We start from the raw sequence: 25,360 nt of genomic DNA, 5'->3' as shown, positions 1-25,360 counted from the left end.
ATTCTCTTTGTTCCTGTAGGAGCTCACCCTGTGAGCGATACTTTTCGGCCAGAGGGCTGGCCTCCTACATGGCACTTTCTTGTTGTTCATCTAATTCAAGCAATAAATCTTGTAGCTTCTCAGAATATTCCCCCGGCTCTTGCCATAAGCCACGCTGAGTCGCTTCGAGTAACCGTTCTGCCATCTCTTCTAGGGCATGGGGGTTATGTTGCTCTAGGAACTCGCGATTCTGTTGATCAAACACCAGTGCATCACTGACTTTTTCATACTGGTAGTCGGCGATCAGGTTAGTGGTGGCGTCGTAAGCAAACAGATAATCGACGCTGGCGGTCATTTCGAACGCGCCTTTATAACCGTGTTCCTGCATGGCATTGATCCATTTAGGGTTCAGCAAGCGAGAACGGATTACACGGTTCAGTTCTTCTTTAAGGGTGCGAATCTTTGGCTTTTGCGGATTAGAGTGATCGCTGTGATACACCTGTGGTGCTTCGCCACGATAGACTTCCACCGCGTTGCTCATGCCACCTTGGAACTGGTAGTAATCATCGGAATCTAGCAGATCGTGTTCGCGATTATCTTGGTTCTGTACCACCGCTTCCAGTTGCGACAGCTGATGCTGAAACGCCTGCGGTGCAGCCACGCCATCACCTTTTTGATTACCGTACGCGTAACCACCCCAGTTTAGGTAGGCCTCTGCCAGATCGCTTTTTTGTTCCCAACAGCGCTCATCGATCAAGCCCTGTAAGCCAGCTCCATATGCACCCGGTTTACTGCCGAAAACACGGTAGCTCGCCTGACGTTGCGCGTCTTCAGATGACATACCTTGCTCTAACAACTCTTGCTCACGCTTGTGAATATTCTGGGCGATGGTGTTGCTATCACCCGGTTCTTCCAACGCGGCTATGGCTTGCACAGCAGAATCATAAAGCTTCATCACGTTAGGGAAAGCATCACGGAAAAAACCCGATACGCGTAGGGTGACATCGACACGTGGTCGACCTAATAGCTGCGAACTAAGTACTTCAAAATCTACGACACGATTAGAGCCCGGAGCCCAGATAGGTCGAACACCCATTAAAGCAAAAGCCTGCGCAATATCATCACCGCCGGTACGCATAGTCGCTGTACCCCAGACCGATAGGCCCAGCGTACGAGGATAATCACCATGTTCCTGTAGATGACGCTCGATCAGCGCTTGTGCAGAACGTTCGCCAATCGCCCATGCTGCGGGCGATGGGATAGAACGGTTATCCACCGAGTAGAAATTTCGACCTGTGGGCAGGGTATCTAAACGACCACGAGTTGGCGCGCCACTTGGGCCCGGATTTACAAACTCACCACCCAAGCCCGCGATAAGAGATTCGATCTCAAGCTCAGCACTTTGCAATAAGGCCTTGTGGATAGTGGCACGGGCATAAGCCAGTTGTTTTGCGGTTCTTGGTAGATCGCTTAAGGTTTCTAGCGAGTTATCTTCCAAAACATAATCAGTCACTAACTGAGCCGCGAATAGCTCCAAACGCTCACGGGTATCCGCCTCACTGCGCCAATCATCTTCGGTAAGTTCAGCGAGTGGCGCTGGCTTTTTACCTAACCAGTTTTTGCTGCCTGCTTCTAGCGGGTCGAATAAATCGTTATCTACTTGTAGATTCAGATCCTGCACTAAGTTGTGCAGGATGCCCTGACTATCGGGATCATCGCCCCGTGGCAGTCGTAACAAGGCCACTAAAGTGTCTGCTAATTTTTCGCTTTCAGGCAGTTCGCCCAAACGATGCAGACCATGACGAATCTGCGCCTCTTTGATATCGCAGAGGTAAGCATCCAGTTCGTTTAGAACGGCATCTTCATCATCAGAAGTTTGGCCTAGCTCTTCTAACAGGTGAGTATTCTTAACTTGCTTCAGGATCTCATCACGCAGCCATTGCTGACGCTTATCATCCATCCCCATCGCTTGGTAATACTCATCCACCAGCCCTTCCAGTACGGCCATTTCACCGTAGGTTTCGGCACGCGTCATTGGCGGCATAAGATGATCAATAATCACCGCCTGAGTACGACGTTTAGCCTGTGCACCTTCACCGGGATCATTGACGATAAATGGGTAGAAGTGCGGCATTGGCCCTAAAGCGATATCCGGCCAGCACTCTTCTGATAGCGCACTGCCCTTACCCGGCAACCACTCTAAGTTACCGTGCTTACCTACATGCACTACCGCATCCACTTGATAGCATTCACGTAACCAGAAATAGAATGCTAGATAGTTATGCGGAGGGATCAGATCAGGATCGTGGTAGTTAGCCACCAGATCGATATTGAAACCACGGGCTGGCTGGATACCGATAAAGGTTTCACCTAAGCGAATACCGGAAAGCATCAAACGGTCATCACGGTATTTAATATCCTGCTGTGGTTTACCCCACTGATCGATAACTGCTTGTTGGCAAACTTGCGGAAGTTGAGCAAAACAGCGCTGATAAGCCTCCAGCGACATACTCTGCCAGCAAGGCAGGTTGTGTAGGGTATTCGGGTTGTTCGTTACTGCACCTAGCAGTTCCTGAATCAGGGCATCGCCATTTTCAGGAATATCCTGCAGTGGATAACCTGATGCTTCCAACGCTCTTAGAATATTCACCGCGGATGCCGGAGTATCTAAACCTACACCATTGCCGATACGGCCATCTTTGGTTGGGTAGTTCGCCAAAATGAGCGCGATGCGTTTTTCTGGATTGGGCTTGTTTGCTAGCTGAGCAAACCTAAGCGCGAACTTCGCCACAAAGCCTGCGCGCTCTTGATGGAGTTGATAACGCACCACTGAAACTTGGCTGCGCTCATCAAAGTGATCTTCGGTTTTAAAGCTCAACGCACGAGTATGCACCCTGCCATCCATCTCTGGCAGAACCACCTGCATGGCGATATCACGGCTACGTAAACCTTGTGAATGCGTTAGCCAGTCCTCTTCGGTACTACTAGATAGCACTAACTGCAGTACAGGTACTTTACGTACAAATGGCGAGTAGAACTCACTCGGTTGCGAACACAGATCAGGACTCGCCACTGTATTGGAGGCAAACCCCGTGCTGTTGATAATCAGCTTGGCACCGCTTTGTTCGAGAAGCGCATTCACGAGCGCCAGCGATTCCGCATCTTTAAGCGAAGCAATCGCGATCGGTAAAGGCGCTAAACCGTTGCTTTCTAGCTGTTCGATCAGTTGATCAAACATGTGGGTATTACCACTTTGCAGATGGCTACGGTAGAACAACAATAGCGCTACCGGCTTATTGGTATCGCATTGGCGTTGTTGCCATTCTGGGAAAGTTGCCGCCTGAACAGTGCTTTTTTGTCCATCACTACCTTGGGGCAGATAGATCATGCATTTAGGTAGCAGTCTTGGCTCATGCCATAGACGCTCTTGCTGCAAATATTGATCTGTTAAGCAGTTCAGCAGTTGCAAACTGTTATCCACACCGCCTTCACGCAGGTAGCGCCATATCCGCATCGCTTCGCTATCGCTGACCGAACTAGCAGAGAACAGTTCTGGATCGGGAGTATCATCCCCCGGCACAATGATAAGCGTACGACTACTATCCGCTTGCGCCCATGCTTGCAGGCGTTCGAAGCCATATTGCCAGTAACTCGCACCACCTAAGAGTGACAGAACAACCACTTTGGATTGCTCCAGCACTTTATGCTCATACAGATCATAAGCAGCAGGTTTTAGCAGCTGCATCCAGTTAGCCAGACGGACCGATGGTTGCTCTCCACCTTCCTCTTCCCCTTTACCTTCAATCTGCTCATCGGAAAAAAAGCGCGCAGCATCGGACAGCGCGGCAAGCGAGCTGTCGGCTGCAGAGAGAATGATCATATCGGCCGGTGTCTGGTTTAAGTCGATGATGCCTTCATCATCGACAAACCCACCCGGTTGCGCTGCTAATAGGTGCATAAAGTCAGTCGTTAGTTGCTAGAAGCTAGAATTAAACTAGGGCTTCTTCAAGCGCGGCTTTGATGGTTACTTCGTCGATGCCTTTGCCGATAAATACCAACTGAGTTTTCGGCCCATCGTTGCCCCAAGGACGATCGAAATACACATCCAAACGCTTACCTACCGCCTGCATTACCTGACGCATCGGCTTACCCGGAAGTGCGGCAAAACCTTTAGCGCGGTAGATATTAAAGTCGCTTAGCAGACCTTTAAGAATAGCTTGCAGCTTGTCGCTATCGACTTCGCCGATAGAGATTACGAAAGAGTCAAAGTGATCGTGGGCGTGGTCGTGATCATGGCCGTGATCGTGGTGATGATCGTGGTGGTTGTGTACCGCTTCGATACGCTCTTCTGTAGCACAGTCTAGACCCATCAGCATCTCAAGATCCGCTTCACCGTTGCTGATGTAAGAGGTCTTAACTTCAGCAGGCACTTTGGCATTTACAACCGCTTCAACCTGAGTGCGCTGCTCTTCTGCGAGTAGATCGTTTTTGCTCACTACAACCAGATCCGCAGCACTTAGCTGATCTTCCAGTAGTTCTTTCAAGCTTGGATCATGATCTAGGCTCTCATCCGCTAAACGCTGCTCTTGAACTTTAGCTTCGTCGTTAGCGAAACGACCCGCTGCAACCGCAGGACCGTCAATTACAGTGATGACCGCATCAACGGTGCAGTACTCTTTAATACCCGGCCAGTTGAATGCCTGAACTAGTGGTTTAGGTAGCGCAAGACCACTAGTCTCAATCAGGATATGATCGATATCTTCACGACGCTCAACCAACTGCTGCATAACCGGTAGGAACTCTTCTTCTACTGTGCAGCAGATACAGCCGTTCGCTAACTCGTAGAAACCTTGTTCGCCCTGTGCACCACCTTCTGCTGCAGACTCATCTTCACAATCAAGAGGACAGCTACGTAGCAAGTCAGAGTCGATATCCAGTTCACCAAACTCATTTACAATCACGGCAATACGCTTGCCTGCCGCTTGCTTCAAAACGCTAGATAGCAGTGTTGTTTTACCGCTACCCAAAAAACCTGTTACTACCGTGGTTGGAATCTTATTCAGTTGCATAACTATTACTCTGTTGTCTCTTTAACAAGTTTTGCTTTGTGTTCTTTCTTGCGGAATACGTGGGCCTGATCCTTGTCGTACAGATAAGAATCGGCAAATTCATCGGTATCCAATACATGGCCGACCAGAATCAAAGACGTGCGGGTAAAGCCCTTTTCGCGGACTTTAGCGACAATATCACCCAAAGTTCCGGTCACTTTATCCTGATCAGGCCAAGAAGTTCGATAGCACACTGCTACCGGGCAATCTTCGCCATAGTGTGGAATCAGCTCTTCAACTATTTTATGGATACGCGTAATGCCTAAGTGAATCGCTAAAGTAGCGCCACTTTTAGCTAGTTGCGGCAGGCGCTCACGCTCAGGGAACGGCGTTTTACCTTCGTAACGGGTCATGATGATTGTTTGAGATACGCCGGAGAGTGTTAACTCTTTCTTCAGATAAGCCGCCGAAGCTGCCACCGCACTTACACCCGGGATCACATCGTAATCGATCCCTTCGGCTTCTAGACGGCGGATCTGTTCTCCGATAGCGCCATAAAGGGCAGGATCACCACTTTGCAAGCGAGCAACGTCCTTACCCTCTTTGTGCGCTTGAATAATGTGAGCGGTAATCTGATCCAGATCGATCTTAGCGGTATCGATAATTTTTTCCGCCTTGCCTTCAACCCCTTCCACTACTTCGCGCGGAACTAAGGAACCGGCATAAAGCACCACTGGGCACTCTTGTAGTACACGATGACCTTTGAGGGTCATTAGCTCAGGATCACCCGGACCTGCGCCGATAAAGTAGACTGTCATAATTAAATCCAATAATGGTCAAATGCATAATTTTTACTGTGGGAGGCGCATTTTCTATGCCCTTGGGCGCTTGCGCCGATTCTTTTCGCGGCTGGAAGCCGCTCCCACAAGCAACAAATACTTCCAGACCAATTTATAATTTTTTGCTATATCCGCGCGGCGTATACACCCACTCTTTACTGCCATTGACGATATGGCGAGATTCGCTATTACCTACACTCACCAGAGTGAACATATCCACATCTTTAGCATCCAGCTCACCTAGGGTAATAATGCGGATCGACTCATCTTCACGAGTTAACTGACGACCCAGTAACACTGGCGTTTCCGCAGGTCGATATTGCAACAAGATGTCACGGGCATGATTCAGCTGCCAATCGCGCTTTTTGGATACGGGGTTGTAGAAAGAGATTACAAAGTCACCGCTACCTGCACTGTGGATACGTTTCTCGATCGTTTCCCAAGGAGTTAACAGATCAGAAAGTGAGACCGTACAGAAGTCATGACCCAACATTGCGCCAACACGGCTGGCACCCGCCTGCATTGCCGAGATACCTGGGATCACTTCGATATCCACATCTAGCCATTCAGGATGATCTTCTTTGCCCTGTAGCTGTTGATCCAGCAGCTCAAATACCAATGTCGCCATGGCATAGATACCGATATCGCCACTGGAGATCAGTGCGGTTGTTTTACCGCTTGCCGCCAGATCTAAAGCTAAACGCGCGCGACCGATCTCTTCGCCTAAAGGCAGATCATGGTGCTGTTTGTTATCACAAACATCACCCAACAGATCTAGATAAAGACCGTACGCCACTAGATCGGAACTTGCTTTGATCGCTTCCAAAGCTTTTGGCGCTACAAGCTGCGCATCACCCGGGCCTGTGCCCACTACAAATAGTTTTGACATTAAATTCTCTTTCTTCGGCTATTTGCCTGAATAGCTTCTGGCAATTGCACAGGTAGCTTTCTTCGTTTTCTGTTTATTCAAGACCAGCTCAGGTTGTTGCCCAGTTTGCCGCTTGGCACTCAATAGGGCTGCTGATTCTGCTACGCCATAAACACCTACAGTGTTGAACACATACTCGGATCGAGTGCTCAGCAGCGGTTCCATCTCTGATAGCTGGTTTTTATCCCAAGTCTGATAAGGCTTATCGAGCTTTTTAGCCAACTCAAATAAGCCAACCTCATCTGCTTTGATATCAATGCTGCTGATAGAACTGACCTGATCTAAGCTCAGGCTCGACTGTTGCAGACATTCCATCAGCAACCGTTCTAATTCATCCACAGGGCAGCCTCGTTCACAGCCCATGCCAACGCTATAAACTGGATTGAGGTAGCCGTTAGCAGTGGTAATCACCGGCTGGGCATTTAACAACTTCGAGATTTCTAAAGCCCAGTTATTGGCGCCACCTTCGTGACCTGATAACAACGGAATCACAAACTGCCCCTGCTCATCAATCACAAGCACTGGCGGGTCTTGATATTTATCCTGTAGCACCGGCGCTAAACTGCGCATAACAATGCCAGTGGCACAGATAAAGATCAGTCGATCGCCATTTTTAAAGAAGCCCTGAACTTGCTCCGCAAAAGGTTGCGGTTTATACGCCACTTCCGCTTCAATCAAGGACCTGAGACGCTCAGCGAGGCTTTTGCCCGCTTCAGTCAACGCAATAATCTTTGTCATAACGAAAAACCGACTAGCCAAGTCTCGGCCAGGGGCTGGCCTCCTACATTAGCATCCAATGAACTTGTAGGAGCCCACCCTGTGGGCGATGCCGTATCGGCTAGATAATTCATCGGCTATTCCTCTGACTACGGGTAATCACAAACAACGAAAAATAAGGGCCCGCTTCTGCTTCCAGCTCACTAATATCGTTCACAATCCGTTGATTATCACGGCCGATATATTCCAAATACTGGGCATCTTCTGTTCGTCCGCTCTCGGTCAGCAATTTAAGTAAACGAGGGCGAGCCTGACCCGCTTTCATAATCACCAACGAATCATTTTGTTTAAGCGCGGCAAGAATCTGTTCATCAGTATGGCGACCACTCACTACGCAAAACATCTCTTTCAGCATGGTCAGAGGATGAACCAGAGTGGCTGCGGCGGCATTCACCGAGGTAATGCCCGGTACAACTTCGCAGGTAAAGCGATCTTGTAGTCGTTCCAATAGATAACTGAATGAGCCAAAGAACAGTGGATCACCTTCACAGAGGAAGATCACATCTAAGCCCTGCTCTAGCTGTTCAGCAATGGCCGCCGCACCTTGATCATAAGCCTCATTCGCTTTATTGCGATCCGTCGACATCGGCATATAGATAGGGATACCCGATTGCGCTGTTGTCGCTGAATAGATGGCATCGGATGCGATGTTCTTCGCTTGCGATTCGCCTTTGTCATTCACTAGATAGCTGATCACATCAGCGCTCTGGATCAAACGCCATGCTTTCACTGTTAATAACTCAGGATCACCTGGGCCAACGCCAACACCGATAAATCGGCCTTTCACCAGATTCATACAACATCTCCGGTTTTAACAAACTTAAACAAATTAACCGGTAAATTCGGTCGATACATCAACTGCCCTGCTAAGGTTTCACCACGACTAACAGCCACTTGGGTCGTTTCCAATTGGCTATCTTCGGCGAAAGAGCGCTCTTGCCAGAACTGCATCAGTCGCTGTTTGGTATTTTCAGTGACCGCACTGACTACCAGCACACCACCGGTAGGCAATAGAGCCCATACTTGGGCTAGCAACTGTGGCAGTTCGCCATCACTACCACCAATAAACACTTTGTTTGGCGAGGTTAGTCCTTCTAATGCTTCAGGCGCGCGCCCTTCAACAATTTTAAGGTTGCTGACCACACCAAAGCGCTGGCGGTTCGCTTCTAAGCAGCTTAAGCGATCTGGATGATGCTCTATTGCATGCACTGTCGCTAGCGGTTGCCAATAAGCAAGCTCAACGGCTACGCCACCACAACCCGCACCTATATCCCAAACCTGATCATCACGGCTTAACTGCATCAACGAGAGAATCGTAAGTCTGACCTCACGTTTACTAATCATCCCTTTACCCGGTTTGTCCGCATCAGTAATAAAGTGCTGATCAGGAATACCCGGAAACTCAGGTAGGTAACCTTGGTTTGAACCCGGTTCGATAAGGGTCAGATGCAGTGGATCAAACTCATGATCTGCTTCCAGTAACTCCGATGCAGAGAAACGGCGAATCTGCTCGTCTGGATAACCTAAGGTTTCCAATACGGTCAGCTGTGCTTGTGGAAAACCTGACTCAATACAATGTTGAGCAAGCACCTGAGGATAACTTTTACTGTCTGTCAGGATCAGCAACGGCTGGTTCTGGCGTAAACGTGTTTTCAGCTTCTCGACCGGACGACCATGCAGGCTTAATACTTCTAGATCCTGCAGAGCCAGACCCAAACGGTGGCAGGCCATCTGTAAGCTCGAAACCGCTGGATAAAATCTCAAATCTGACTGGGAAAAATAGCGGCTAAACCAGCGACCGATCCCATAAAACAGTGGATCACCGGAGGCTAGAATCATCACTGATTTTTCTACAGCAATAACGCCCTCAACCAGTTTTTTAAGTTCAGCTAGTTTTGGCAGTTCCGTGGTAGCCTTATCTGATGGCATCAGCGCTTTGATGGTCGCCAACTGACGCTCAGAACCGATCACCAGATCAACTTGCGCTAAAGCCTGCTGTGCATCCGAAGACAGCTCAGCCAGATGAGAAACACCTAAACCAACTACGTGGATCATCAGTAATACTCCCCACGATTACAGCGCAGCAGGGCATTACAGCTCGCGGCTGATACAGCACTACCGCCCTGACGCCCCAACAGCGTTATACACTCAATACCTAGTTGTTCGTGAACATCCCACAATGCTTGTTTGGACTCAGCAGCACCGACAAAACCCACCGGCATACCGATAATCAACGCCGGTTTATCTACACCCTGTTCGATCATTTCTAACAAACGAAACAATGCAGTAGGCGCATTACCGATCACCACGACACTACCGGCCAAAGAATCACGCCATAGCTCTACCGCAGCCATAGAACGGGTCTCACCCGTTTGTTTTGCCAGTTCTGTAGTACGTGGGTCATTCAGATAACAGCTAGGTAAACGCTCGATCATACGTTTAGTGATTCCCTGACGTACCATCTCCACATCACAGAGAATTTCGCACTCCTGGGACAGCGCAGCCATACCTGCTTCACAAGCGTTTTGACTGAAGCGCACCTGTTCCGCTAACTCCGGCATACCTAAGCTGTGCACAATACGCATCACAACTTGTTGCTGCTCACGGTCGAAATGGCTTAGCTCAGTTAGCTCGCGAATCTGTCGAAAGCTATCTTTCTCTATCGCCTGTGGATTAATTTCGTACTCAAACGCCACGCTGTTTCTTACCTTCTATCATCTAGACTCGTTAACTAGTGTTCTGACGGCTTCTACACAGCCGTCTATCTCTCGGAATATCCGATCCGCTTCTGGTAGCTCTGGGCGCTCTAACATAAACACTTCTACGCCCAACTCTCTGGCTGCACTCAACTTGGCTTCTGTTGCAGCACCACCACTGTTTTTACTGATCAGCAGATCAATCTGATGATGCGCTAACAGCGCCTTTTCATCCTGATGATTAAACGGCCCAATCGCTTTTAACCATTGCATGTTTTGCGGTAATTCAGCTTGTGCAGGAGCAGCTGTACGGAACACCTGAGTCTGACCATTACGTTGTGAATAAACGCCAAACTGATCGATCACTGCTTGGGATAACTGTCCTGCCGTTAAAAGCACCGACTTATAGTTTTCTGCTGCCGCAACCAGTGATTGCATATCCGCAAAACTATGCCACTTATCACCCTGCTGTGCTTGCCAAGTTTCACGGTGGAAACGCCAGCAAGAGATACCCAATTCTTTAGCTGCACGTACCGCAGTAGTGCTCATCGTTTCAGCAAAAGGATGGGTCACATCTAGAAGAAGATCGATCTGCTCCTCTTTTAGATAAGTCTCCAATCCACTATATTGGCTAAAACCACCCGAGATCACTTCGCAAGGTAGCTGCGGAATTCTCACTAAGCCGGCTACGCTATAAATCACGCGGTTATCACCTAATAGTCCCTGCTGATCTAGGCCTTTAACTACTTTGCGCGCATCTGAGGTGCCCCCTAGAATCAGGATATTCACTGCTGTTCTCCATTCAGGCTACCAGATGTATCTCGGTTAGAAGCTTTACCTTGAGCATGCCCGACAAAGTTGCCTTTTCGATCCGTGGCCCACACTTCGATCTCTACTTGAGGTTGAGTTTTATGCACAACCTCTTCTGCAACCAGCAACGCCTGTGTACAAACCGCTTGTGCCAGATCGATCTCGGCTTCCTGACACAGTTTCAGTACTTCCATACTGGTATTTGCGTTGTGGATCTTCTCCAACAACGGTGCATTAGCACCCAGCTTCTCAGCCAACATCGACATATGTTGAAAATCGATGCTGGAGCTGCGGCTATTCAGATCCATCTGACCGTTCGCCAGTTTGGTCATCTTGCCAAAGCCGCCACAAATACTGAGCTTCTCTACAGGCTCTTTACGTAGATGCTTAAGTAAAGCGCCAACAAAGTCGCCCATCTCAATCAGGGCCATATCATCCAAGTTGTAGTGCGCTTTAATAGCAGCTTCACTGGTACTGCCGGTCGTTGCTGCCAAGTGTTTAGTTCCGTTGGCTTTGGCAACATCCACCCCTTGGCGAATCGATGCGATATACGCGGCACAAGAGTATGGCCGAACAATGCCAGTTGTCCCTAAAATCGATAAACCACCGATAATTCCAAGGCGTGGATTCATGGTCTTAAGCGCAATCTGTTCGCCCTTTTCCACACCTACAGCAACCTCAAAACCGCCTTCGTAGCCATAAACATCAGCAGCTTTTTGTAGATGCTCGGTCATCATCTTCCGTGGTACCGGGTTGATCGCTGGCTCACCCACATCGAGCACTAAACCTTCGCGCGTCACTGTGCCCACGCCTTCTGCGGGTTTAAATACCACACCCGGCTCTTTGGTCAATCGAAGCTCAACAAAGACCGTCGCGCCATGGGTGACATCAGGATCATCACCGGCATCTTTAATGGTTGCGGTGCGAATACCCTGCTCATCATCTAGCGGTTGATAAGCGATGATCTCCAACTCTACCAACTGCCCACGCGGCAACAAGACCTCAACGTTTTCTGGCTGTTTGCCTGCTAACAATGCTTGAGATGCAGCCACACAACACGCAGTCGCACAGCAACCGGTGGTTAAACCGCTGCGCAACTCAGGCTGTTGATTTTCGCTACTCTCAGGCCACACGTTCTTATATTTCCTCTAAATTACCGCTAAAAATTGCAGCGATCGCTTCTGGGTTCGACGCAAAAAACAGGTGTAGATAACTCGCCGTTAATCCTTTCTCTCGGTAGATCGCTTCGCCGGGCGCGGGATGACGTTGGCGACGGCCATGACCTACCGGTTCCGGTGTATCAGAACTACGCGAACGGTGATGAGCATGCGCCTGAACTTCACCTTCCGGTAGCATCGCCGTTTGCATACCTTGGCAACCGCGTTTACCACGCATAGCACCATGGCCTTTCATTATTCCAGCCATTGGACGGCAGTTATCTTCTAGATCGGTGAGATCTTCAAGGCAATAGAGGAAGCCGCCACATTCAGCCAAAATCGGCTTACCCGCTGAGTGGAACTCGCGGATCTGCGCTTGCATGGTTTGGTTGTCCGATAGCGCCTGTGCATGAAGTTCTGGATAACCACCCGGTAACCATAAGCTATCGGCTTCGGGTAGTTGCGAATCATGTAGTGGTGAGAAGAACTTAAGCTCTGCTCCCATCTGCTCTAGTAAACGTAGATTGGCATCGTAGATAAAACTAAACGCTTCATCCTTAGCGATCGCTATACGCTTACCTTCTAGCAGCGGTTCGACCTCAGGCAACTCTGCACTAAAAAACTCTACCGGCTCAGGCAGGTTAGTAATCTGATTGACTGTCTCTAACGGGCCTTTGATCCACTCGGCACCTAAACCAAAACGCTGCTCTAACTCGTCATAAACTTCTGCGGCCTGCACTAAGCCTAAATGACGTTCAGGTAAGGCAACCTCAGGGTCACGCGCCAATGTAGCTAACAGAGGTAAAGATTCAGGCAGTGCATCACGAATCAGTTGAGCATGGCGCTCAGTACCACAGTTATTAGCGATTAAACCGGCAACCGAAATATCAGAACGATAGTTAGCTAAGCCCATCGCAATCGCTGCAGCAGTCTGTGCCATCCCTTTTACATTCATCACGATAGCAACAGGGATATTAAAACGCGCAGCTAAGTCTGCACTGGAAGGTTCGCCGTCAAACATGCCCATAGCGCCTTCAACCAAAATCAGATCGGCTGTTTTTGCTGCTTCATAGAGCTTTTGCTGGCAATAGTTTTCGCCAGCCATCCATAGATCTAGCTGCTCGACATCCTGACCACTCGCCTGAGCTAAGATCTGTGGATCGAGATAATCAGGGCCGGTTTTGAATACACGAACCACTTTGCCCTGATCACGGAAATAACGTGCCAGTGCTGCTGTGATGGTGGTTTTACCTTCACCCGAACTCGGTGCTGTTAGAAACAGCGCGGGGCAAAGTACAGATTGCTGTTCAGCCATTAGAATTCGATCCCAGCCTGCGCTTTGACTCCAAGACGGAATGCATGGCGTTCATCGCGAATACTGCTGATCGTATCAGCGATCTCTTCTAAACCTTCTGGCATAACACGACCGGTAATCATGACGTTCTGATTCTTCGGACGATTCTGTAAAGCTTCGATAACCGGCTCTAGCGGCAGATATTTGTATTTGAACATATAACTCAGTTCATCAAATACCAGCATCTCGTAGCTATCATCTTTCAGGTATTGCTCGGCTAGGGCCCAAGCTTTCTTCGCCGCTTCTATATCCTGAGTTTTATCCTGCGTTTCCCAGGTAAAACCATGGCCCATAACATTCCAGTCGATCAGCTCATGATCACGGAACAGTTTATATTCACCGGTCTCAGTACGGCCTTTTACAAACTGGATAACCGCCGCTTTTTTACCATGGCCGACACAACGTGCCATAGTGCCAAACGCAGAGCTACTCTTACCTTTACCGTTACCTTTTAGCAGGATAAGTACACCGCGCTCTTCAGTGGCTTGAGCGATACGCTTATCGATCACCTCTTTCTTTTTCGCCATGCGTTCCTGATGCGTTTTCATATCGGGTTCTTATGCTCCAGATAAAGATAGGTAAGTTGCATTTAATTCATTGGCGAAACGACGGCCTTTGCCGCGTTTCACTTGGCTGAGTTCGGTATCGATCCAGATTAAATCGCCACCTAAATCAATGCCATTTAAAGAACTACTGCTGCGACCATCGCTTAATACGTAGATAGCGACATCCAGCTCGGGATGTTGTTTACGCAGCTGCTGTAGGTAAGTTCGCGCTTCAACAAAGGCTTCGCGCATAGGTGTACCACCACCGGCACCGAGCTGATCTAACCAACTACGCAGCTCTTTCGGTGCTCTAATTCTAGACAGCAGGTTTTTCACCTCGGTATTGCCAAATCCAAACAGAGCGATCTGCTCACGATTCAGATACGCCTGCTCGGAGATCTGCAGCACAGCAGCTTTTGCATAAGCAAACCCCTGCGCTTGTAGCGTAGAAGCTGAAGTATCTAACAAGACCAGATGTAAGCGATCTGAGCTTTTGCCCTGCTTCTTAAACTGCAGCGCCTTCGGTGGCCAGTTAGGTAGGCTGCTCATTAATGTCTTAAACCAGTCAGGACGACTGCTCAGTTCTGATGTTTGCTTAATGCCCTGCTTTTCGCGATTCTGTATCATCAGATCAGGAAGATCGAGTGCAGTACTCTCAGCCGTCTTCTGTTGTTGCGGCTGCATAGCACCCCACTCACCTTCACCGGACGGTTGTCGATGACTATCGTCAGGGCGTTTAAAGCCTTGTTGATCTTGCTTTGGCGGGGTTGGCGGTTGCTGCGGAGGATTTTGTTCAGGCGTAAATTTACGGCGATGCGCTAAAACTAACTCTTCAACTGCATCGATATTCTGTTTTGTTACTTCCGCTTGCTGATTCAGCGCCGCATGGGTTAACGCCGCTCGGTACCAAACAATATCAGCACGAAGGCCATCAACCTGCGCTTGAGCACATCGCTCAGCAATATCTAAACGCAGCTCATCAGAACAAGTGACTGTTTGTAGCTTTTCTCGAGCCGCCAAAATCTGATCAACTAGTTCAGCTTGCTGATATGAATATTCAGCAATAAAGGCTTCAGGATTGCGATCGAATTGTTCTCTGCGTTTTACAATCTCTACCCGTTCAAGCGGCGCATACTGGTTACTTAGATTTACCGAGAAACCAAAGCGATCGTGTAACTGTGGGCGCAACTCCCCCTCATCTGGGTTCATTGTGCCAACCAATAGAAACTCTGAGCGGTGGCTATGGCTTATACCATCACGCTCTACGCGGTTAACCCCAGAGGTAGAGACATCCAATAATAGATCAACGAGGTTATCAGGTAGCAGATTTACTTCATCGACATAGAGCACTCCACCGTGGGCTTTACTCAATAGACCAGGGCTGAACTGCATCTTTTTATCGTTCAACACCTGCTCTAGATCCAGCGAACCCAACAGCATTTCTTCGCTAGCACCTAACGGCAGCGTCACGAACTCAGCCGCGACTAATTCATCGCCTTCCGCTTGAAGGTGATCAGGCAGAAGATCTGCCATACCACGCGCCAATGTAGATTTAGCACTACCGCGAGGCCCACTAATCACCACCCCGCCAATCGCTGGGTTGATCGCTGTAAGTATCAAAGCAAGCTTAAACTGCGCCTGCCCGCATACTGCTGTAAATGGAAAATGAGGCTTACTCATTCTGCTACCTATTAAATGTCTCTAAATCTAGCAACTACACTCTAGCAACTACAATCTAGCTGCTACAATCTAGCTGCTAGCCACTCACATCTGATTATTGCTTAGGCCAGTGGGCATGATGTTCATCTATGACGAACTTGTGTTTATGCTTCTGCTTCGGATGATAATGGGGATGCACATGTGGCTCAGGCCCCTCCCATCCTTCATGTTCGTGCTGATGATGCTCATCATGTACATGGGGGTGAAGATGGTCCATCTCTGGATGCTCATGCCACAGATCATGCTGATCATCTTTCTTCCACACGATCATCGCTGCAATCAACGCCACTGCGGCCAGCGAAGCTAAACCAAGGAAAGCACCGTCCATACCCAACCGGCTACCGAGCCATCCAGCAAGCAGATAACCTAACAACCACATGCCGTGAGTCAGGGCGAAATTCGCTGAGAAGTAATCATTACGATCACTCTCTTGGCAGGAGTTTCTGACTACTCGCCCTGTAGGAATAAGGATCAAACTTGTACCAATACCAATCACAAACCAGATAGGAAATAATCCCCAATACCCTGGACCACTTAGTCCTGCTAACAGAGCAACAACCAACAACCCTGCACCTATAAACATCACAGGGCGATCATGAACACTCTCAAGCAGTTTAGGCAATCTAAACGCGGCTATCATTGAGCCTACGCCTGCTGAAAGCATCAGCAAAGGCACCTGTTCTTCGGATAAACCCAACACTGCACGTACATAAACAACTGTGTTTACGATGATCATCGCACCTGCTGCAGAAAGCGCTAGATTGAGCAACAACACCGCCTGCAAGCGCGGCGTTTTCAGATAACTACGCACCCCAAAGCTAACCTTTTTCCAAACTCCACCGCTGCGATCACTTACTGTATTTGCTGGAACAACCGCTAGTAGAAGAAACAACGCTGCGATAACAAAACCAACTGCGTTCAACTCGAACAACAAGGCATAGCTAGTAAATACTAATAAGAAAGCCGCTAATGCTGGGCTCAACAAGCTCTCCATCTCCATCGCTAAGCGCGATAAAGATAGCGCTCGGGTATATTCTTTTTCATCGGGCAATACATCGGGCAATAACGCCTGATAGACCGGGGTGTAACCTGCGGCCATCGCATTAAGCAGAAACATCAACAAAAACAGCTGCCACGCTTCCTGACAGAACGGCATTAACGCCACCAACGCTGCTCGGCCAATATTCAGCCCAGCCAACCATCTCTTGCGTGATAACTGACTGGCATAACCACCCACAATTGGCGCCACACAAAGATAAGCGACCATTTTGATTGCTAGGGCTACACCTAAGACCCAGCCAGCATCACTAGGGTTTAGATCGAACGCCAACAGTGCCAAAGCAACCGTAGTCAGCCCTGTACCTACGAGCGAAACTAATTGGCCAAAAAAAAGCCAACGAAACGCAGGGTTACTAAGGGGCTGAAAAATTTCCATTAAGCGCTTTCCAACTGCGGCTCAGCAGCAGTTACAGCGTTCAGTTTCGCATCTTTTAATCGCACTTCACGCGTTGCTAGTTGGGCAATAAAATCTGAATCATGGGAGATGATGATCATCGCTTGTGGTAACCCTAGTAGCGTATCGATCAGCCTCTGGCGTGCATCGGTATCTAAAGCATTACTCGGTTCATCCAGCAACAGCACTTCTGGCTCCATCGCTAATACCGAAGCCAGAGTAATCATGCGTTTTTCACCGCCTGACAGCTGGTGAGTGATACGCTCTTCGAAGCCTTCCATACCTAAAGACTCCAACGTATCGCTGGCTATTTTTAGTGCTTCTTCACGGCTTTTGCCAAGGTTTAGCGGACCGAAAGCGACATCTTCCAGAACCGTTGGGCAGAACAATTGGTCATCAGGATCTTGAAACAAGAAGCCTGCGCGCGCACGTACATCGATGAATTGCTTTTCTTCGATACGGGTTTCGCCAAACGCCCAGATCTCTCCGGCTTTAGCTTTCTTTAAGCCTACAAGTAGATGCAGCAAGGTGGTTTTGCCTGCACCGTTAGGACCGGTTAAAGCCACTCGTTCCCCTGCATGAAGGGCAAAATCGACGTTATCTAACACCACTCCACGACGTGGATAGCGATAACTTAAACCGGTTACTTTAATTAGTGCGTTTTGCTCACTCATAAGAAATTCAATCCGGTCAAAATGCAAAGAAAAGGTACAAACACCGCTAAGAAGCGGTAATCTTCACTGCCCAAGCGCATATCATCAAACAGGTAAAACTGGCCTTTGTAACCACGGCACTTCATCGCATCCATAATTCGCTCAGAGCGCTCTAAAGAATGCACTAATAACATGCCAATTAGGTAACCAATCGAACGCCAAGTATGCATATCGGTACGAAGCACAAAGGCACGTGCCTGCATGGCTCTACGCATCCTTTTGTACTCCTGCCCGATCACTTCAAGATAGCGCACCGTGAACAACATAAGGTGTACAAGTTTATCGGGGACTCTAAGGTGCGCTAATGCATGTCCTAGTGTGGTAGCACTGATAGTTCCCACTAAAGCAAGCAGCGCTAATACCACAGCATGGGCCTTCAATAGAATCATGAGGGCATGAAAAAAACCCTCTTTACTCGCCGATAAACCAAACAAGGTAAACCAGGTTTCTCCGGGAGTGGTGAATGGCAGCAGGATGATCAAAAAGATCATAAACATATCCATCGCGATCACACGTCGAAGGGTACGTTTAACATTTAACTGAGCGAGCACCGCCAACATAAAACCAGCGATAACGGCTGTAGTTAAAACAAAGAAGTTGTGAGAAAGCACTGTCGCAAATGCAAACAGTGTCACTAAGATAACGCGCATGCGCGGGTCAAGACGATCAATTATCGATTGATCGTGCTTAACCTTCTGCCCCTTCCATGAGGTGCCGCTGTGCTCAAGAAACTGAGGCATGTTCCTTTTCCTGCTGCTTCTCTTTCTGACGTTGGCGCCACCAGATACCTAAACCACAAAGCCCAAAGATATAACCGATACCACCCATCACATCTTGAAGACCCGCTTTCTCTTTATAGGCAGCCAATTCCTGACGCAATGGTTTAACCTGTTTAGCTACCGCTTTTTCGATCATCGCCTGCAGTGCTGCTTGATCACCATTGAACTGTGGAGTTTCACCACTATTGCCCGAAACGCTCATTACGACATTACCGCCGGGTAAGCTATCTGGCAGCTCATCAGCCGGCAGAGAGATTTCAAGTACATGACCTGCACTCAGATTGGCAAAGAAATGATGATCAATTCGCTGCTGAGCTCTAAATACAAACAAGCCATCAGCATCAGTTACGGTCTTACCGAGTTCATTACCGGCCGCATCAGATACGACAATTTCCGTACCCTCTTGGGCCATATCACCATTAGAAAAACCGACTTCGCCTTCAATGGTATTGCCAATAGCATAAACACCACCGACAACATTATGGGCATGCGCTAAGCCCGGTATCAAAATCAGCAGAAGAAAGATGTAGGAGGTCAGCCTTCTGACCGAAAGAGAATCGGCAGACATCCTAGATTCGCTCGCGGGGCAAGCTCCTAAAAATACATCAGCCATAAGCGCGTTCCTCATCGAGACCAAAGAATTCAGGCTTTACCTTACGAATCAGTAACACAGCTGCCGCAGTGACAAAGCCTTCTACTATCATGACCGGAATATGGGCAACAAAGGTCGCTTTAGCTGCGAGCAAGAAAGCCTCGCCCGAAAGCATTAACGAAAATGCCACCATGATAGTAGTTATCACAATCGAGCCTGCGCCACCGATAGCACCCCACGTTGCTGCCACTTTAGGTGACTGCGAACCAATTCCATGCCGGCAGAGGTAATACACCAACACCGCAGGTAACGCGATATTGACCGCGTTCACCCCTAAGACAAGGAATCCGCCAAAGCCAAAGAATACAGCCTGTAGAAACAGGGCAACTAAAAGCGCAGGGAAAGCGGCCCAGCCTAGCGCTAAGCCGATCAATCCATTTAAGATCAAATGCACACTGGAGAAACCAATAGGCAGGTGGATATAAGAAGCGATAAAAAAGGCGGCTGAAAGTACGCCTACTTGAGGAAGATGATCATAATCCATCTTCTTCAAGCCCAAAGCGACTCCTGCGACTGTCAAAGCAGCACCCGTTGCTAATACCGAACCCGACAAAGCGCCATCTACAATGTGCATCTTGGTGTACCTAAATTATTTAACTGAGTGAGCCTGAACCCAAATTACAGCATCTTGGGAAAGTTCTTTACCTTTATGTTCTTTATCAGAACCTACACCCAAGGCACAGAAACCCCACTGACCCGCTTTAGGGATACCAAAGGTAAAGGTACCGTTCGCGTCAGCAAAGATTGTTTGTGTGATAAATGCATCAGCTGGAACTTCCATATTAGCCTCTTTAGCGAAAGCGTTAGCTTTCATATCAGGCTCATAGTTTACGTATTCCACTTCAATTTCTGCGAATGGAACTGGCTTGCCTTCACTTTTAACAACACCGGTAAACGTTCCACCTTCATAGATAGCATAAGGCTTAGTTAACGGAACAATCTCAGCCTTCAAGCCAAAATCTTCATTCCAATCTGTTGGCAAGCTACCCACATTAACAATGGATTTTGTGATCTGTTGAATATAGATATCTTCAGATTCTTCAAAATAAGGCGCCATTTTATGAACAAACACGTAGTCGCCTAGACCGCGTAGTTTCACATCAGCTTCGAAAGAGGTGCCTGTATTATCAGCGCTGGTCCACTGAGATGGTTTAACAGAATCTAGTAACTCTGTTTTCTTACCTTTTTTGATTACATAGAACTGTTCAGGCGCTTCAACCTGCATCACATGACCACTTTCCGCAGGGTGGGTAAAGGGCATTTTTAGGTTGATCTGACCGCCACGCTCACGTAGTAATTCTGGTGTATAAACCATTTGGAAGTGAGCTGATGCAATAGAAGAATAAAGCGCAGCGCCTGCTGCAACTGAAAACGCTAATTTTTTAAGCACAAAAAATCTCCAACATGAAATATTGTCGGAGTTGGGAGGATAAGTATGTTTAGACAAACCAAACAATTACTCGGTGAAGCCCTCCGCAACACCACGGTAAACAATTATTAGGCTGGTATCCGGACTCATCAGCGAAGGACTTAACCTTCAATCAACTTACCTTCCCATATCCAAGATACAGTGGCATAAAAGCTGATATAACCAATTTACCGTTGCGGGGGCAGTGTTGGGATCGCTATTGAATCCTGGCTCATAAGCTCACCAACTTCCCGGGCTAACAAAATTGCTACCCATGACCTCATTTGGGCATCAATTTCAGCCTGTACAAATGTACGACCTAATAAGCGCACAACTCTACCCGCCATACCCCTTATTTGCAATTGAGTTCTATTCCAGTGGTCATGAATAACGTAAATATATAAATCCCAACTACACTAGGGTTTAAGCACCTTCTTTTCGGAACTAAAAATAAGAACGCCAAGCATTAAAGAGGGCTCCAGAATATGTGTGCGCTTAGATCCTCCGTTCTCATTGCGGTAACAACCCTACTAACCGGCTTATCCATACATACACAAGCCGACTGGTACGCCAGTTTTTCTACCGAATACCAACCAGAAGCCCAAAGCGGGCACTATGCCTACAAACCTTTATTGCAATACACAGAAGGCAATTTTGGTACTTATCTTGAGTACGTATATGTTCCAAGGAATGGGTTAGATAATGGGAAGAATTTAACCTGGCAAGTGGAATATAAATGGAAACTGAGCGAAAACAGCTCGTTAAAACTCGTACATGAATTTGATCGAACGATAGATACCAACACAGAGAGCGCAGAACTGACGCCAAAGTTTTACACCTCGTTTGATAATGGCTTAAAGGCAGGATTTGAACTGGAGATCGATTACTACCTCGATGGTGATTTTGATATCTATGAGATCGAGATTGAACCCACACTAAAATGGAGCCGAAGCCTAGGCGAAGGCAAACTCAACCTCGAGCTTGAAGCACCGACAATGCGCTTATATAGCAACGACGATTCAATTAAGGATTTTGAATTCGAAGAGGTACTCCCTATTATTGGCTACGATCACCCTCTCTCTAAAAACTTAACCTTACATACCCTGCTAGAACTTCCCTACGACCTTCAGGAAGATGATTTCGACACGATAATCACAATTGGGCTTGGAGTTACCTTCTAGCCCTATTTGCCTTTATAATCCGTTTTTTTGATCCGGATAAGGCATCTTCCATGCTCTATGTACTTCCTGAAACAACAGGCGACATCATCGTCCTGCAAGCGAATGACACTCTGACAGCAAGCGATTACACCGAAACATTCTTGCCACTGTTTGAGCATGTAAAAAACACCCACCCTGAAGTTCGCCTGCTGATTACTTTTGCTCCAGATTTTTCAGGTTTTGAAGCCGGTGCTTTATGGGAAGATCTAAAATTCGGCACGAAACACGCTAACGATTTTTACCGTATTGCGATCGTTGGCGATCCTAAATGGACTGAGTGGATGACCAAAGTGGGCGACCTGCTAACCCAAGGTGAAATGCGCCACTATAGAATGACTCAACTACTTGAAGCGCTTCGTTGGATTAACGATGAAGATGAAGACGATGAGGAAAAAACACTTTACCCATTCGGCGGATAACGAAGCAGCTTGAACAATAAGGGCCATCTCATAACGGCCCTTTTTTAAGCTTAAGAACTAGTGCACCGTCAGCATCCCGCTAGAAACCATTTGCGAATACAGGGCATCGCGCAGCTCTTGCGGCATATCGACAAAGTCCAGATTCCCGTACAGAAACACCTCTTCTAAATCTATTTCGATCACTTGGGTATCAGGCGCTACCTCAGCTTGAGGTTTGGCATCGTCTAATCCAGAGGCTTTTATAATTTTATATATGGTTTTACCGTCTTTCTTTTCCATCTTGGCCTCACTTACTACATAGAACTATTCACACAGTATACGCCCATAAGGCAAAAGCCAAACGCTATAAAGCAAAAGACCGGGCAATGCCCGGTCTTTTTAGTTACAAAATAAAGAGCCTGACTTATTTTGTTTCTAACGATGAAGCGACTTGTGCTTCAAAGTATTCGCGAGTCAACTTGAATACAACTGGGCTCAATAGCGCCAGAGCAATCAAGTTTGGAATAGCCATCATCGCGTTTAGCGTATCCGCTAATAACCATACGAAATCCAAGCTGATCATCGTGCCTACAGGCACTGCAATGATCCAAAGGATACGGAAAGGCATAATTACTTTCACACCAAATAGGTATTCAGCACAACGCTCGCCATAAACACTCCAACCTAGGATTGTAGTGAAAGCAAAGATCGCTAGAGAGATAGCAACAATGTAGTTACCTACACCCGGTAACGCATCAGCGAAAGCGGCAGATGTTAGGGCTGCACCTGATACACCGTCAGTCCATACACCCGAAGTGATGATAACCAAACCAGTAATAGAACAGATGATAATTGTATCTAGGAATGTACCTAGCATTGCGATTAGACCCTGACGAACTGGATCCTTAGTTTGAGATGCAGCGTGAGCAATCGGAGCAGAACCAAGACCGGCTTCGTTAGAGAATACACCACGTGCCACACCGAACTGGATCGCAGCCCAAACAGCAGCACCAGCGAAACCACCTTCAGCAGCGTGTTCAGTAAATGCATAAGTAAAGATAAGATCTAGAGCAGCAGGGATCGCATCAACGTTAATTGTCAGAACAACTAGACCTGCGACAAGGTAACTGATTGCCATCAATGGAACCAAAGCACCCGCAACCGCACCGATACGCTTAATACCACCCAGCAATACAGCTGCAGTAAGTACCATTAAGATTACACCAGTCACCCATGCTGGCATCTGGAAGTTTGCTTCAAGAACATCAGCAACCGAGTTAGATTGAACTGTGTTACCAATACCGAAGCCTGCGATCGTACCGAAAACCGCGAAAGTTGTACCCATCCACGCCCATTTTTTACCTAGGCCATTTTTGATGTAGTACATTGGACCACCAACGTGGTTGCCATTCTCATCAACCTCACGGTATTTAACCGCCAATACAGCCTCAGAGAACTTAGTCGCCATACCTACTAGTGCAGTACACCACATCCAGAACAGAGCACCTGGACCACCTAGGAATACAGCTGTAGCAACACCGGCAATATTACCAGTACCTACCGTTGCAGACATTGCTGTCATCAAGGCTTGGAAAGGTGAGATTTCACCGGAGCCTTTTTCGGACTCAGCCGTATTTCGGCCGCTCCACATTAATTTAAAACCAGTGCCCAATTTTAAAATTGGCATTAGTCTCAAACCTAGCTGTAGGAACAAACCTACACCTAAAATTAGTACCAGCATCATTGGACCCCAAACGATGCCGTTAACCGCACTTATAAATCCGGTCAATGCTTCCATCATGATTCCTCTATATTGTTTTTTTCTACGAGGGAAAATAACTGCTCTGTTATTTTTAATTTTCAGTTCGCTAATTCCCAAAGGCGTTAGCGATTTCTTAAACACAGCAACCTGCTCTTATTCTTTTCGCAGCGAGACGGGGCTTAGTGTGCTCGCCTGGCTCTTTGATACAGAGGAGATGTATACACACCTGGCCAAAGATCAAACAACCTTATCCTGCCAAGGGTAAGTAGCCCAGCAGCCCCCGCCTCCATGCTACGAATAGAACTGCGCACTACGATATTAGAAAGAAGCCAGAAAATGGCTTTGAATTAAAAAAATATTCAGTGATAAAAACTGCTTAATTGAATATTTGCAGTGAAATAAACTAAAACAGAGACAAGAAGGGCTATCAGGGACGTATACCCACAGAAAACGGCATAAAAAAAGGTGCAAATCAGATCACTGATATTGCACCTTCTTTAAGAGGTTACGAAAAACTTAAGTTAACGATTAACATTAAACTTAATTGGCAGCTCCAGTGTTTCTCTTACCTCTTCCATCACGATATAACTCTTAGAGTTCTTAACTCCTGGAAGAGTCAAAAGCATATCACCCAATAAAGCACGGTATTCAGACATGTCATTAATACGCGCCTTAAGAAGGTAGTCTGCATCACCCGAAACTAGGTGGCACTCCAATATATAAGGCAGCTGTTCAACCGCCTTATTAAACGTCTGGAATGCATCTGGTGTTTGATAAGAGAGAGATATCTCTACAAATACCAACATATTGTATTCAAGCAACTGTGGGTTTAAGCGGGCATAGTATCCTTCTATATACCCTTCTTTTTCCAATCGCTTCACACGCTCTATGCAGGGCGTCGAACTTAAGCCGACTTTCTCTGCAAGATCAACGTAACTAATTCGCCCATCGTTTTGCAAAGTACGCAAAATGCTTACATCTAAGCGATCTAGCGTACGCTTCTTACTATTTGTCATGCATTGATATCCACTATGAAAGTAAAATATGCAGGTTATTATTCTTTATTATAGCCAAACTTTAGCGCCTTACACTGGCAAAAACCAAATAAACTAGTGTTTTCTCA

At 47.6% G+C, this 25,360-nt stretch carries 24 protein-coding genes and 1 riboswitch; of the genes, 2 read left to right on the top strand and 22 right to left on the bottom strand.

The annotated features are described in order from the left end of the window. Window positions 1–64: 64 nt before the first annotated feature. From cobN to ACMXYS_RS05050, 19 genes are all read right to left on the bottom strand, one after another. The gene (gene cobN, locus ACMXYS_RS05140) at window positions 65–3,937 is read right to left on the bottom strand and encodes a cobaltochelatase subunit CobN (protein WP_415897815.1); all 3,873 of its coding nucleotides are present in this window, start codon (window positions 3,935–3,937) and stop codon (window positions 65–67) included. A 31-nt stretch (window positions 3,938–3,968) separates the two neighbouring features. Further along, window positions 3,969–5,048: a cobalamin biosynthesis protein CobW gene (gene cobW / locus ACMXYS_RS05135; protein WP_415897814.1), complete on the bottom strand. Its 1,080-nt coding sequence runs from the start codon at window positions 5,046–5,048 to the stop codon at window positions 3,969–3,971. A gap of 5 nt (window positions 5,049–5,053) precedes the next feature. Further along, window positions 5,054–5,845 carry a precorrin-4 C(11)-methyltransferase gene (cobM, locus tag ACMXYS_RS05130; protein ID WP_415897813.1) on the bottom strand — a complete coding sequence of 264 codons (792 nt, stop codon included), beginning with the start codon at window positions 5,843–5,845 and terminating at the stop codon, window positions 5,054–5,056. A 133-nt stretch (window positions 5,846–5,978) separates the two neighbouring features. After that, on the bottom strand, window positions 5,979–6,755 hold the full coding sequence (gene cobJ, locus ACMXYS_RS05125) for a precorrin-3B C(17)-methyltransferase (RefSeq protein WP_415883875.1): 777 nt from the start codon (window positions 6,753–6,755) through the stop codon (window positions 5,979–5,981). 18 nt (window positions 6,756–6,773) lie between these two features. After that, a complete protein-coding gene (locus ACMXYS_RS05120; protein ID WP_415897812.1) occupies window positions 6,774–7,532 on the bottom strand; it encodes a cobalt-precorrin 5A hydrolase in 759 nt (252 codons plus the stop codon). A gap of 109 nt (window positions 7,533–7,641) precedes the next feature. After that, window positions 7,642–8,367 (bottom strand): precorrin-2 C(20)-methyltransferase, encoded by a 726-nt coding sequence (cobI, locus tag ACMXYS_RS05115; RefSeq protein ID WP_415897811.1) that lies wholly within the window; start codon window positions 8,365–8,367, stop codon window positions 7,642–7,644. After that, entirely contained in the window at window positions 8,364–9,626 is a 1,263-nt protein-coding gene (cbiE, locus tag ACMXYS_RS05110) for a precorrin-6y C5,15-methyltransferase (decarboxylating) subunit CbiE (RefSeq protein WP_415897810.1), read from the bottom strand. The genes cobI and cbiE overlap by 4 nt, the downstream gene beginning before the upstream one ends. After that, complete coding sequence (locus ACMXYS_RS05105; protein ID WP_415897809.1) at window positions 9,626–10,267, bottom strand: precorrin-8X methylmutase; 642 nt, start codon at window positions 10,265–10,267, stop codon at window positions 9,626–9,628. Before ACMXYS_RS05105 ends, cbiE begins: the two co-directional genes overlap by 1 nt. 18 nt (window positions 10,268–10,285) lie before the next feature. Continuing rightward, window positions 10,286–11,056: a precorrin-6A reductase gene (cobK, locus tag ACMXYS_RS05100; protein WP_415897808.1), complete on the bottom strand. Its 771-nt coding sequence runs from the start codon at window positions 11,054–11,056 to the stop codon at window positions 10,286–10,288. Continuing rightward, window positions 11,053–12,210 carry a cobalt-precorrin-5B (C(1))-methyltransferase gene (locus ACMXYS_RS05095; RefSeq protein WP_415897807.1) on the bottom strand — a complete coding sequence of 386 codons (1,158 nt, stop codon included), beginning with the start codon at window positions 12,208–12,210 and terminating at the stop codon, window positions 11,053–11,055. The genes cobK and ACMXYS_RS05095 overlap by 4 nt, the downstream gene beginning before the upstream one ends. Before the next feature lie 4 nt (window positions 12,211–12,214). Beyond that, window positions 12,215–13,549 carry a cobyrinate a,c-diamide synthase gene (locus ACMXYS_RS05090; RefSeq protein ID WP_415897806.1) on the bottom strand — a complete coding sequence of 445 codons (1,335 nt, stop codon included), beginning with the start codon at window positions 13,547–13,549 and terminating at the stop codon, window positions 12,215–12,217. Further along, complete coding sequence (cobO, locus tag ACMXYS_RS05085; protein ID WP_415883867.1) at window positions 13,549–14,136, bottom strand: cob(I)yrinic acid a,c-diamide adenosyltransferase; 588 nt, start codon at window positions 14,134–14,136, stop codon at window positions 13,549–13,551. The genes ACMXYS_RS05090 and cobO overlap by 1 nt, the downstream gene beginning before the upstream one ends. A gap of 9 nt (window positions 14,137–14,145) precedes the next feature. Next, on the bottom strand, window positions 14,146–15,813 hold the full coding sequence (locus ACMXYS_RS05080) for an ATP-binding protein (RefSeq protein WP_415897805.1): 1,668 nt from the start codon (window positions 15,811–15,813) through the stop codon (window positions 14,146–14,148). Between the two features lie 94 nt (window positions 15,814–15,907). Continuing rightward, window positions 15,908–17,287 carry an MFS transporter gene (locus ACMXYS_RS05075; protein WP_415897804.1) on the bottom strand — a complete coding sequence of 460 codons (1,380 nt, stop codon included), beginning with the start codon at window positions 17,285–17,287 and terminating at the stop codon, window positions 15,908–15,910. Beyond that, window positions 17,287–17,979, bottom strand: coding sequence for an energy-coupling factor ABC transporter ATP-binding protein (locus ACMXYS_RS05070; RefSeq protein WP_415897803.1), 693 nt, complete (start codon window positions 17,977–17,979; stop codon window positions 17,287–17,289). Before ACMXYS_RS05070 ends, ACMXYS_RS05075 begins: the two co-directional genes overlap by 1 nt. Continuing rightward, on the bottom strand, window positions 17,976–18,758 hold the full coding sequence (gene cbiQ, locus ACMXYS_RS05065) for a cobalt ECF transporter T component CbiQ (protein WP_415897802.1): 783 nt from the start codon (window positions 18,756–18,758) through the stop codon (window positions 17,976–17,978). The genes ACMXYS_RS05070 and cbiQ overlap by 4 nt, the downstream gene beginning before the upstream one ends. Beyond that, the gene (locus tag ACMXYS_RS05060) at window positions 18,742–19,410 is read right to left on the bottom strand and encodes a hypothetical protein (protein WP_415897801.1); all 669 of its coding nucleotides are present in this window, start codon (window positions 19,408–19,410) and stop codon (window positions 18,742–18,744) included. The genes cbiQ and ACMXYS_RS05060 overlap by 17 nt, the downstream gene beginning before the upstream one ends. Beyond that, window positions 19,403–20,023, bottom strand: coding sequence for a cobalt transporter CbiM (cbiM, locus tag ACMXYS_RS05055; RefSeq protein ID WP_415883861.1), 621 nt, complete (start codon window positions 20,021–20,023; stop codon window positions 19,403–19,405). The genes ACMXYS_RS05060 and cbiM overlap by 8 nt, the downstream gene beginning before the upstream one ends. A 15-nt stretch (window positions 20,024–20,038) precedes the next feature. Next, window positions 20,039–20,839, bottom strand: coding sequence for a DUF4198 domain-containing protein (locus ACMXYS_RS05050; protein ID WP_415897800.1), 801 nt, complete (start codon window positions 20,837–20,839; stop codon window positions 20,039–20,041). 92 nt (window positions 20,840–20,931) lie between these two features. Then, window positions 20,932–21,155, bottom strand: a riboswitch (cobalamin riboswitch). A 187-nt stretch (window positions 21,156–21,342) separates the two neighbouring features. Between ACMXYS_RS05050 and ACMXYS_RS05045 the strand changes: the two genes are divergently transcribed. Then, complete coding sequence (locus tag ACMXYS_RS05045; RefSeq protein ID WP_415897799.1) at window positions 21,343–22,038, top strand: hypothetical protein; 696 nt, start codon at window positions 21,343–21,345, stop codon at window positions 22,036–22,038. 50 nt (window positions 22,039–22,088) lie between these two features. Beyond that, window positions 22,089–22,496 (top strand): STAS/SEC14 domain-containing protein, encoded by a 408-nt coding sequence (locus ACMXYS_RS05040; protein ID WP_415897798.1) that lies wholly within the window; start codon window positions 22,089–22,091, stop codon window positions 22,494–22,496. Window positions 22,497–22,553: 57 nt separating this feature from the next. Here ACMXYS_RS05040 and ACMXYS_RS05035 read toward each other — a convergent pair whose 3' ends face one another. The 3 genes from ACMXYS_RS05035 to ACMXYS_RS05025 form a co-directional block, all read right to left on the bottom strand. After that, on the bottom strand, window positions 22,554–22,775 hold the full coding sequence (locus ACMXYS_RS05035; RefSeq protein ID WP_415883857.1) for a hypothetical protein: 222 nt from the start codon (window positions 22,773–22,775) through the stop codon (window positions 22,554–22,556). 124 nt (window positions 22,776–22,899) lie between these two features. Beyond that, window positions 22,900–24,273: an alanine/glycine:cation symporter family protein gene (locus ACMXYS_RS05030; RefSeq protein ID WP_415884641.1), complete on the bottom strand. Its 1,374-nt coding sequence runs from the start codon at window positions 24,271–24,273 to the stop codon at window positions 22,900–22,902. Window positions 24,274–24,758: 485 nt separating this feature from the next. Continuing rightward, window positions 24,759–25,253 (bottom strand): Lrp/AsnC ligand binding domain-containing protein, encoded by a 495-nt coding sequence (locus ACMXYS_RS05025; RefSeq protein ID WP_415883856.1) that lies wholly within the window; start codon window positions 25,251–25,253, stop codon window positions 24,759–24,761. Between the last annotated feature and the right edge of the window lie 107 nt (window positions 25,254–25,360).

The organism is Neptuniibacter sp. QD57_21 (genome assembly GCF_047778075.1).
Classification (GTDB): domain Bacteria; phylum Pseudomonadota; class Gammaproteobacteria; order Pseudomonadales; family Balneatricaceae; genus Neptuniibacter.
Note: the sequence above shows the minus strand (reverse complement) of the source record. Positions and strands in the feature narration are given on the sequence as shown.

What these genes read in the sequence shown, in the direction of transcription:
- cobN (WP_415897815.1), bottom strand. Translation starts at nt 3,937, where the DNA reads ATGCACCTATTAGCAGCGCAACCGGGTGGGTTTGTCGATGATGAAGGC.
- cobW (WP_415897814.1), bottom strand. Translation starts at nt 5,048, where the DNA reads ATGCAACTGAATAAGATTCCAACCACGGTAGTAACAGGTTTTTTGGGT.
- cobM (WP_415897813.1), bottom strand. Translation starts at nt 5,845, where the DNA reads ATGACAGTCTACTTTATCGGCGCAGGTCCGGGTGATCCTGAGCTAATG.
- cobJ (WP_415883875.1), bottom strand. Translation starts at nt 6,755, where the DNA reads ATGTCAAAACTATTTGTAGTGGGCACAGGCCCGGGTGATGCGCAGCTT.
- ACMXYS_RS05120 (WP_415897812.1), bottom strand. Translation starts at nt 7,532, where the DNA reads ATGACAAAGATTATTGCGTTGACTGAAGCGGGCAAAAGCCTCGCTGAG.
- cobI (WP_415897811.1), bottom strand. Translation starts at nt 8,367, where the DNA reads ATGAATCTGGTGAAAGGCCGATTTATCGGTGTTGGCGTTGGCCCAGGT.
- cbiE (WP_415897810.1), bottom strand. Translation starts at nt 9,626, where the DNA reads ATGATCCACGTAGTTGGTTTAGGTGTTTCTCATCTGGCTGAGCTGTCT.
- ACMXYS_RS05090 (WP_415897806.1), bottom strand. Translation starts at nt 13,549, where the DNA reads ATGGCTGAACAGCAATCTGTACTTTGCCCCGCGCTGTTTCTAACAGCA.
- cobO (WP_415883867.1), bottom strand. Translation starts at nt 14,136, where the DNA reads ATGAAAACGCATCAGGAACGCATGGCGAAAAAGAAAGAGGTGATCGAT.
- ACMXYS_RS05080 (WP_415897805.1), bottom strand. Translation starts at nt 15,813, where the DNA reads ATGAGTAAGCCTCATTTTCCATTTACAGCAGTATGCGGGCAGGCGCAG.
- ACMXYS_RS05075 (WP_415897804.1), bottom strand. Translation starts at nt 17,287, where the DNA reads ATGGAAATTTTTCAGCCCCTTAGTAACCCTGCGTTTCGTTGGCTTTTT.
- ACMXYS_RS05070 (WP_415897803.1), bottom strand. Translation starts at nt 17,979, where the DNA reads ATGAGTGAGCAAAACGCACTAATTAAAGTAACCGGTTTAAGTTATCGC.
- cbiQ (WP_415897802.1), bottom strand. Translation starts at nt 18,758, where the DNA reads ATGCCTCAGTTTCTTGAGCACAGCGGCACCTCATGGAAGGGGCAGAAG.
- ACMXYS_RS05060 (WP_415897801.1), bottom strand. Translation starts at nt 19,410, where the DNA reads ATGGCTGATGTATTTTTAGGAGCTTGCCCCGCGAGCGAATCTAGGATG.
- cbiM (WP_415883861.1), bottom strand. Translation starts at nt 20,023, where the DNA reads ATGCACATTGTAGATGGCGCTTTGTCGGGTTCGGTATTAGCAACGGGT.
- ACMXYS_RS05045 (WP_415897799.1), top strand. Translation starts at nt 21,343, where the DNA reads ATGTGTGCGCTTAGATCCTCCGTTCTCATTGCGGTAACAACCCTACTA.
- ACMXYS_RS05040 (WP_415897798.1), top strand. Translation starts at nt 22,089, where the DNA reads ATGCTCTATGTACTTCCTGAAACAACAGGCGACATCATCGTCCTGCAA.
- ACMXYS_RS05035 (WP_415883857.1), bottom strand. Translation starts at nt 22,775, where the DNA reads ATGGAAAAGAAAGACGGTAAAACCATATATAAAATTATAAAAGCCTCT.
- ACMXYS_RS05030 (WP_415884641.1), bottom strand. Translation starts at nt 24,273, where the DNA reads ATGGAAGCATTGACCGGATTTATAAGTGCGGTTAACGGCATCGTTTGG.
- ACMXYS_RS05025 (WP_415883856.1), bottom strand. Translation starts at nt 25,253, where the DNA reads ATGACAAATAGTAAGAAGCGTACGCTAGATCGCTTAGATGTAAGCATT.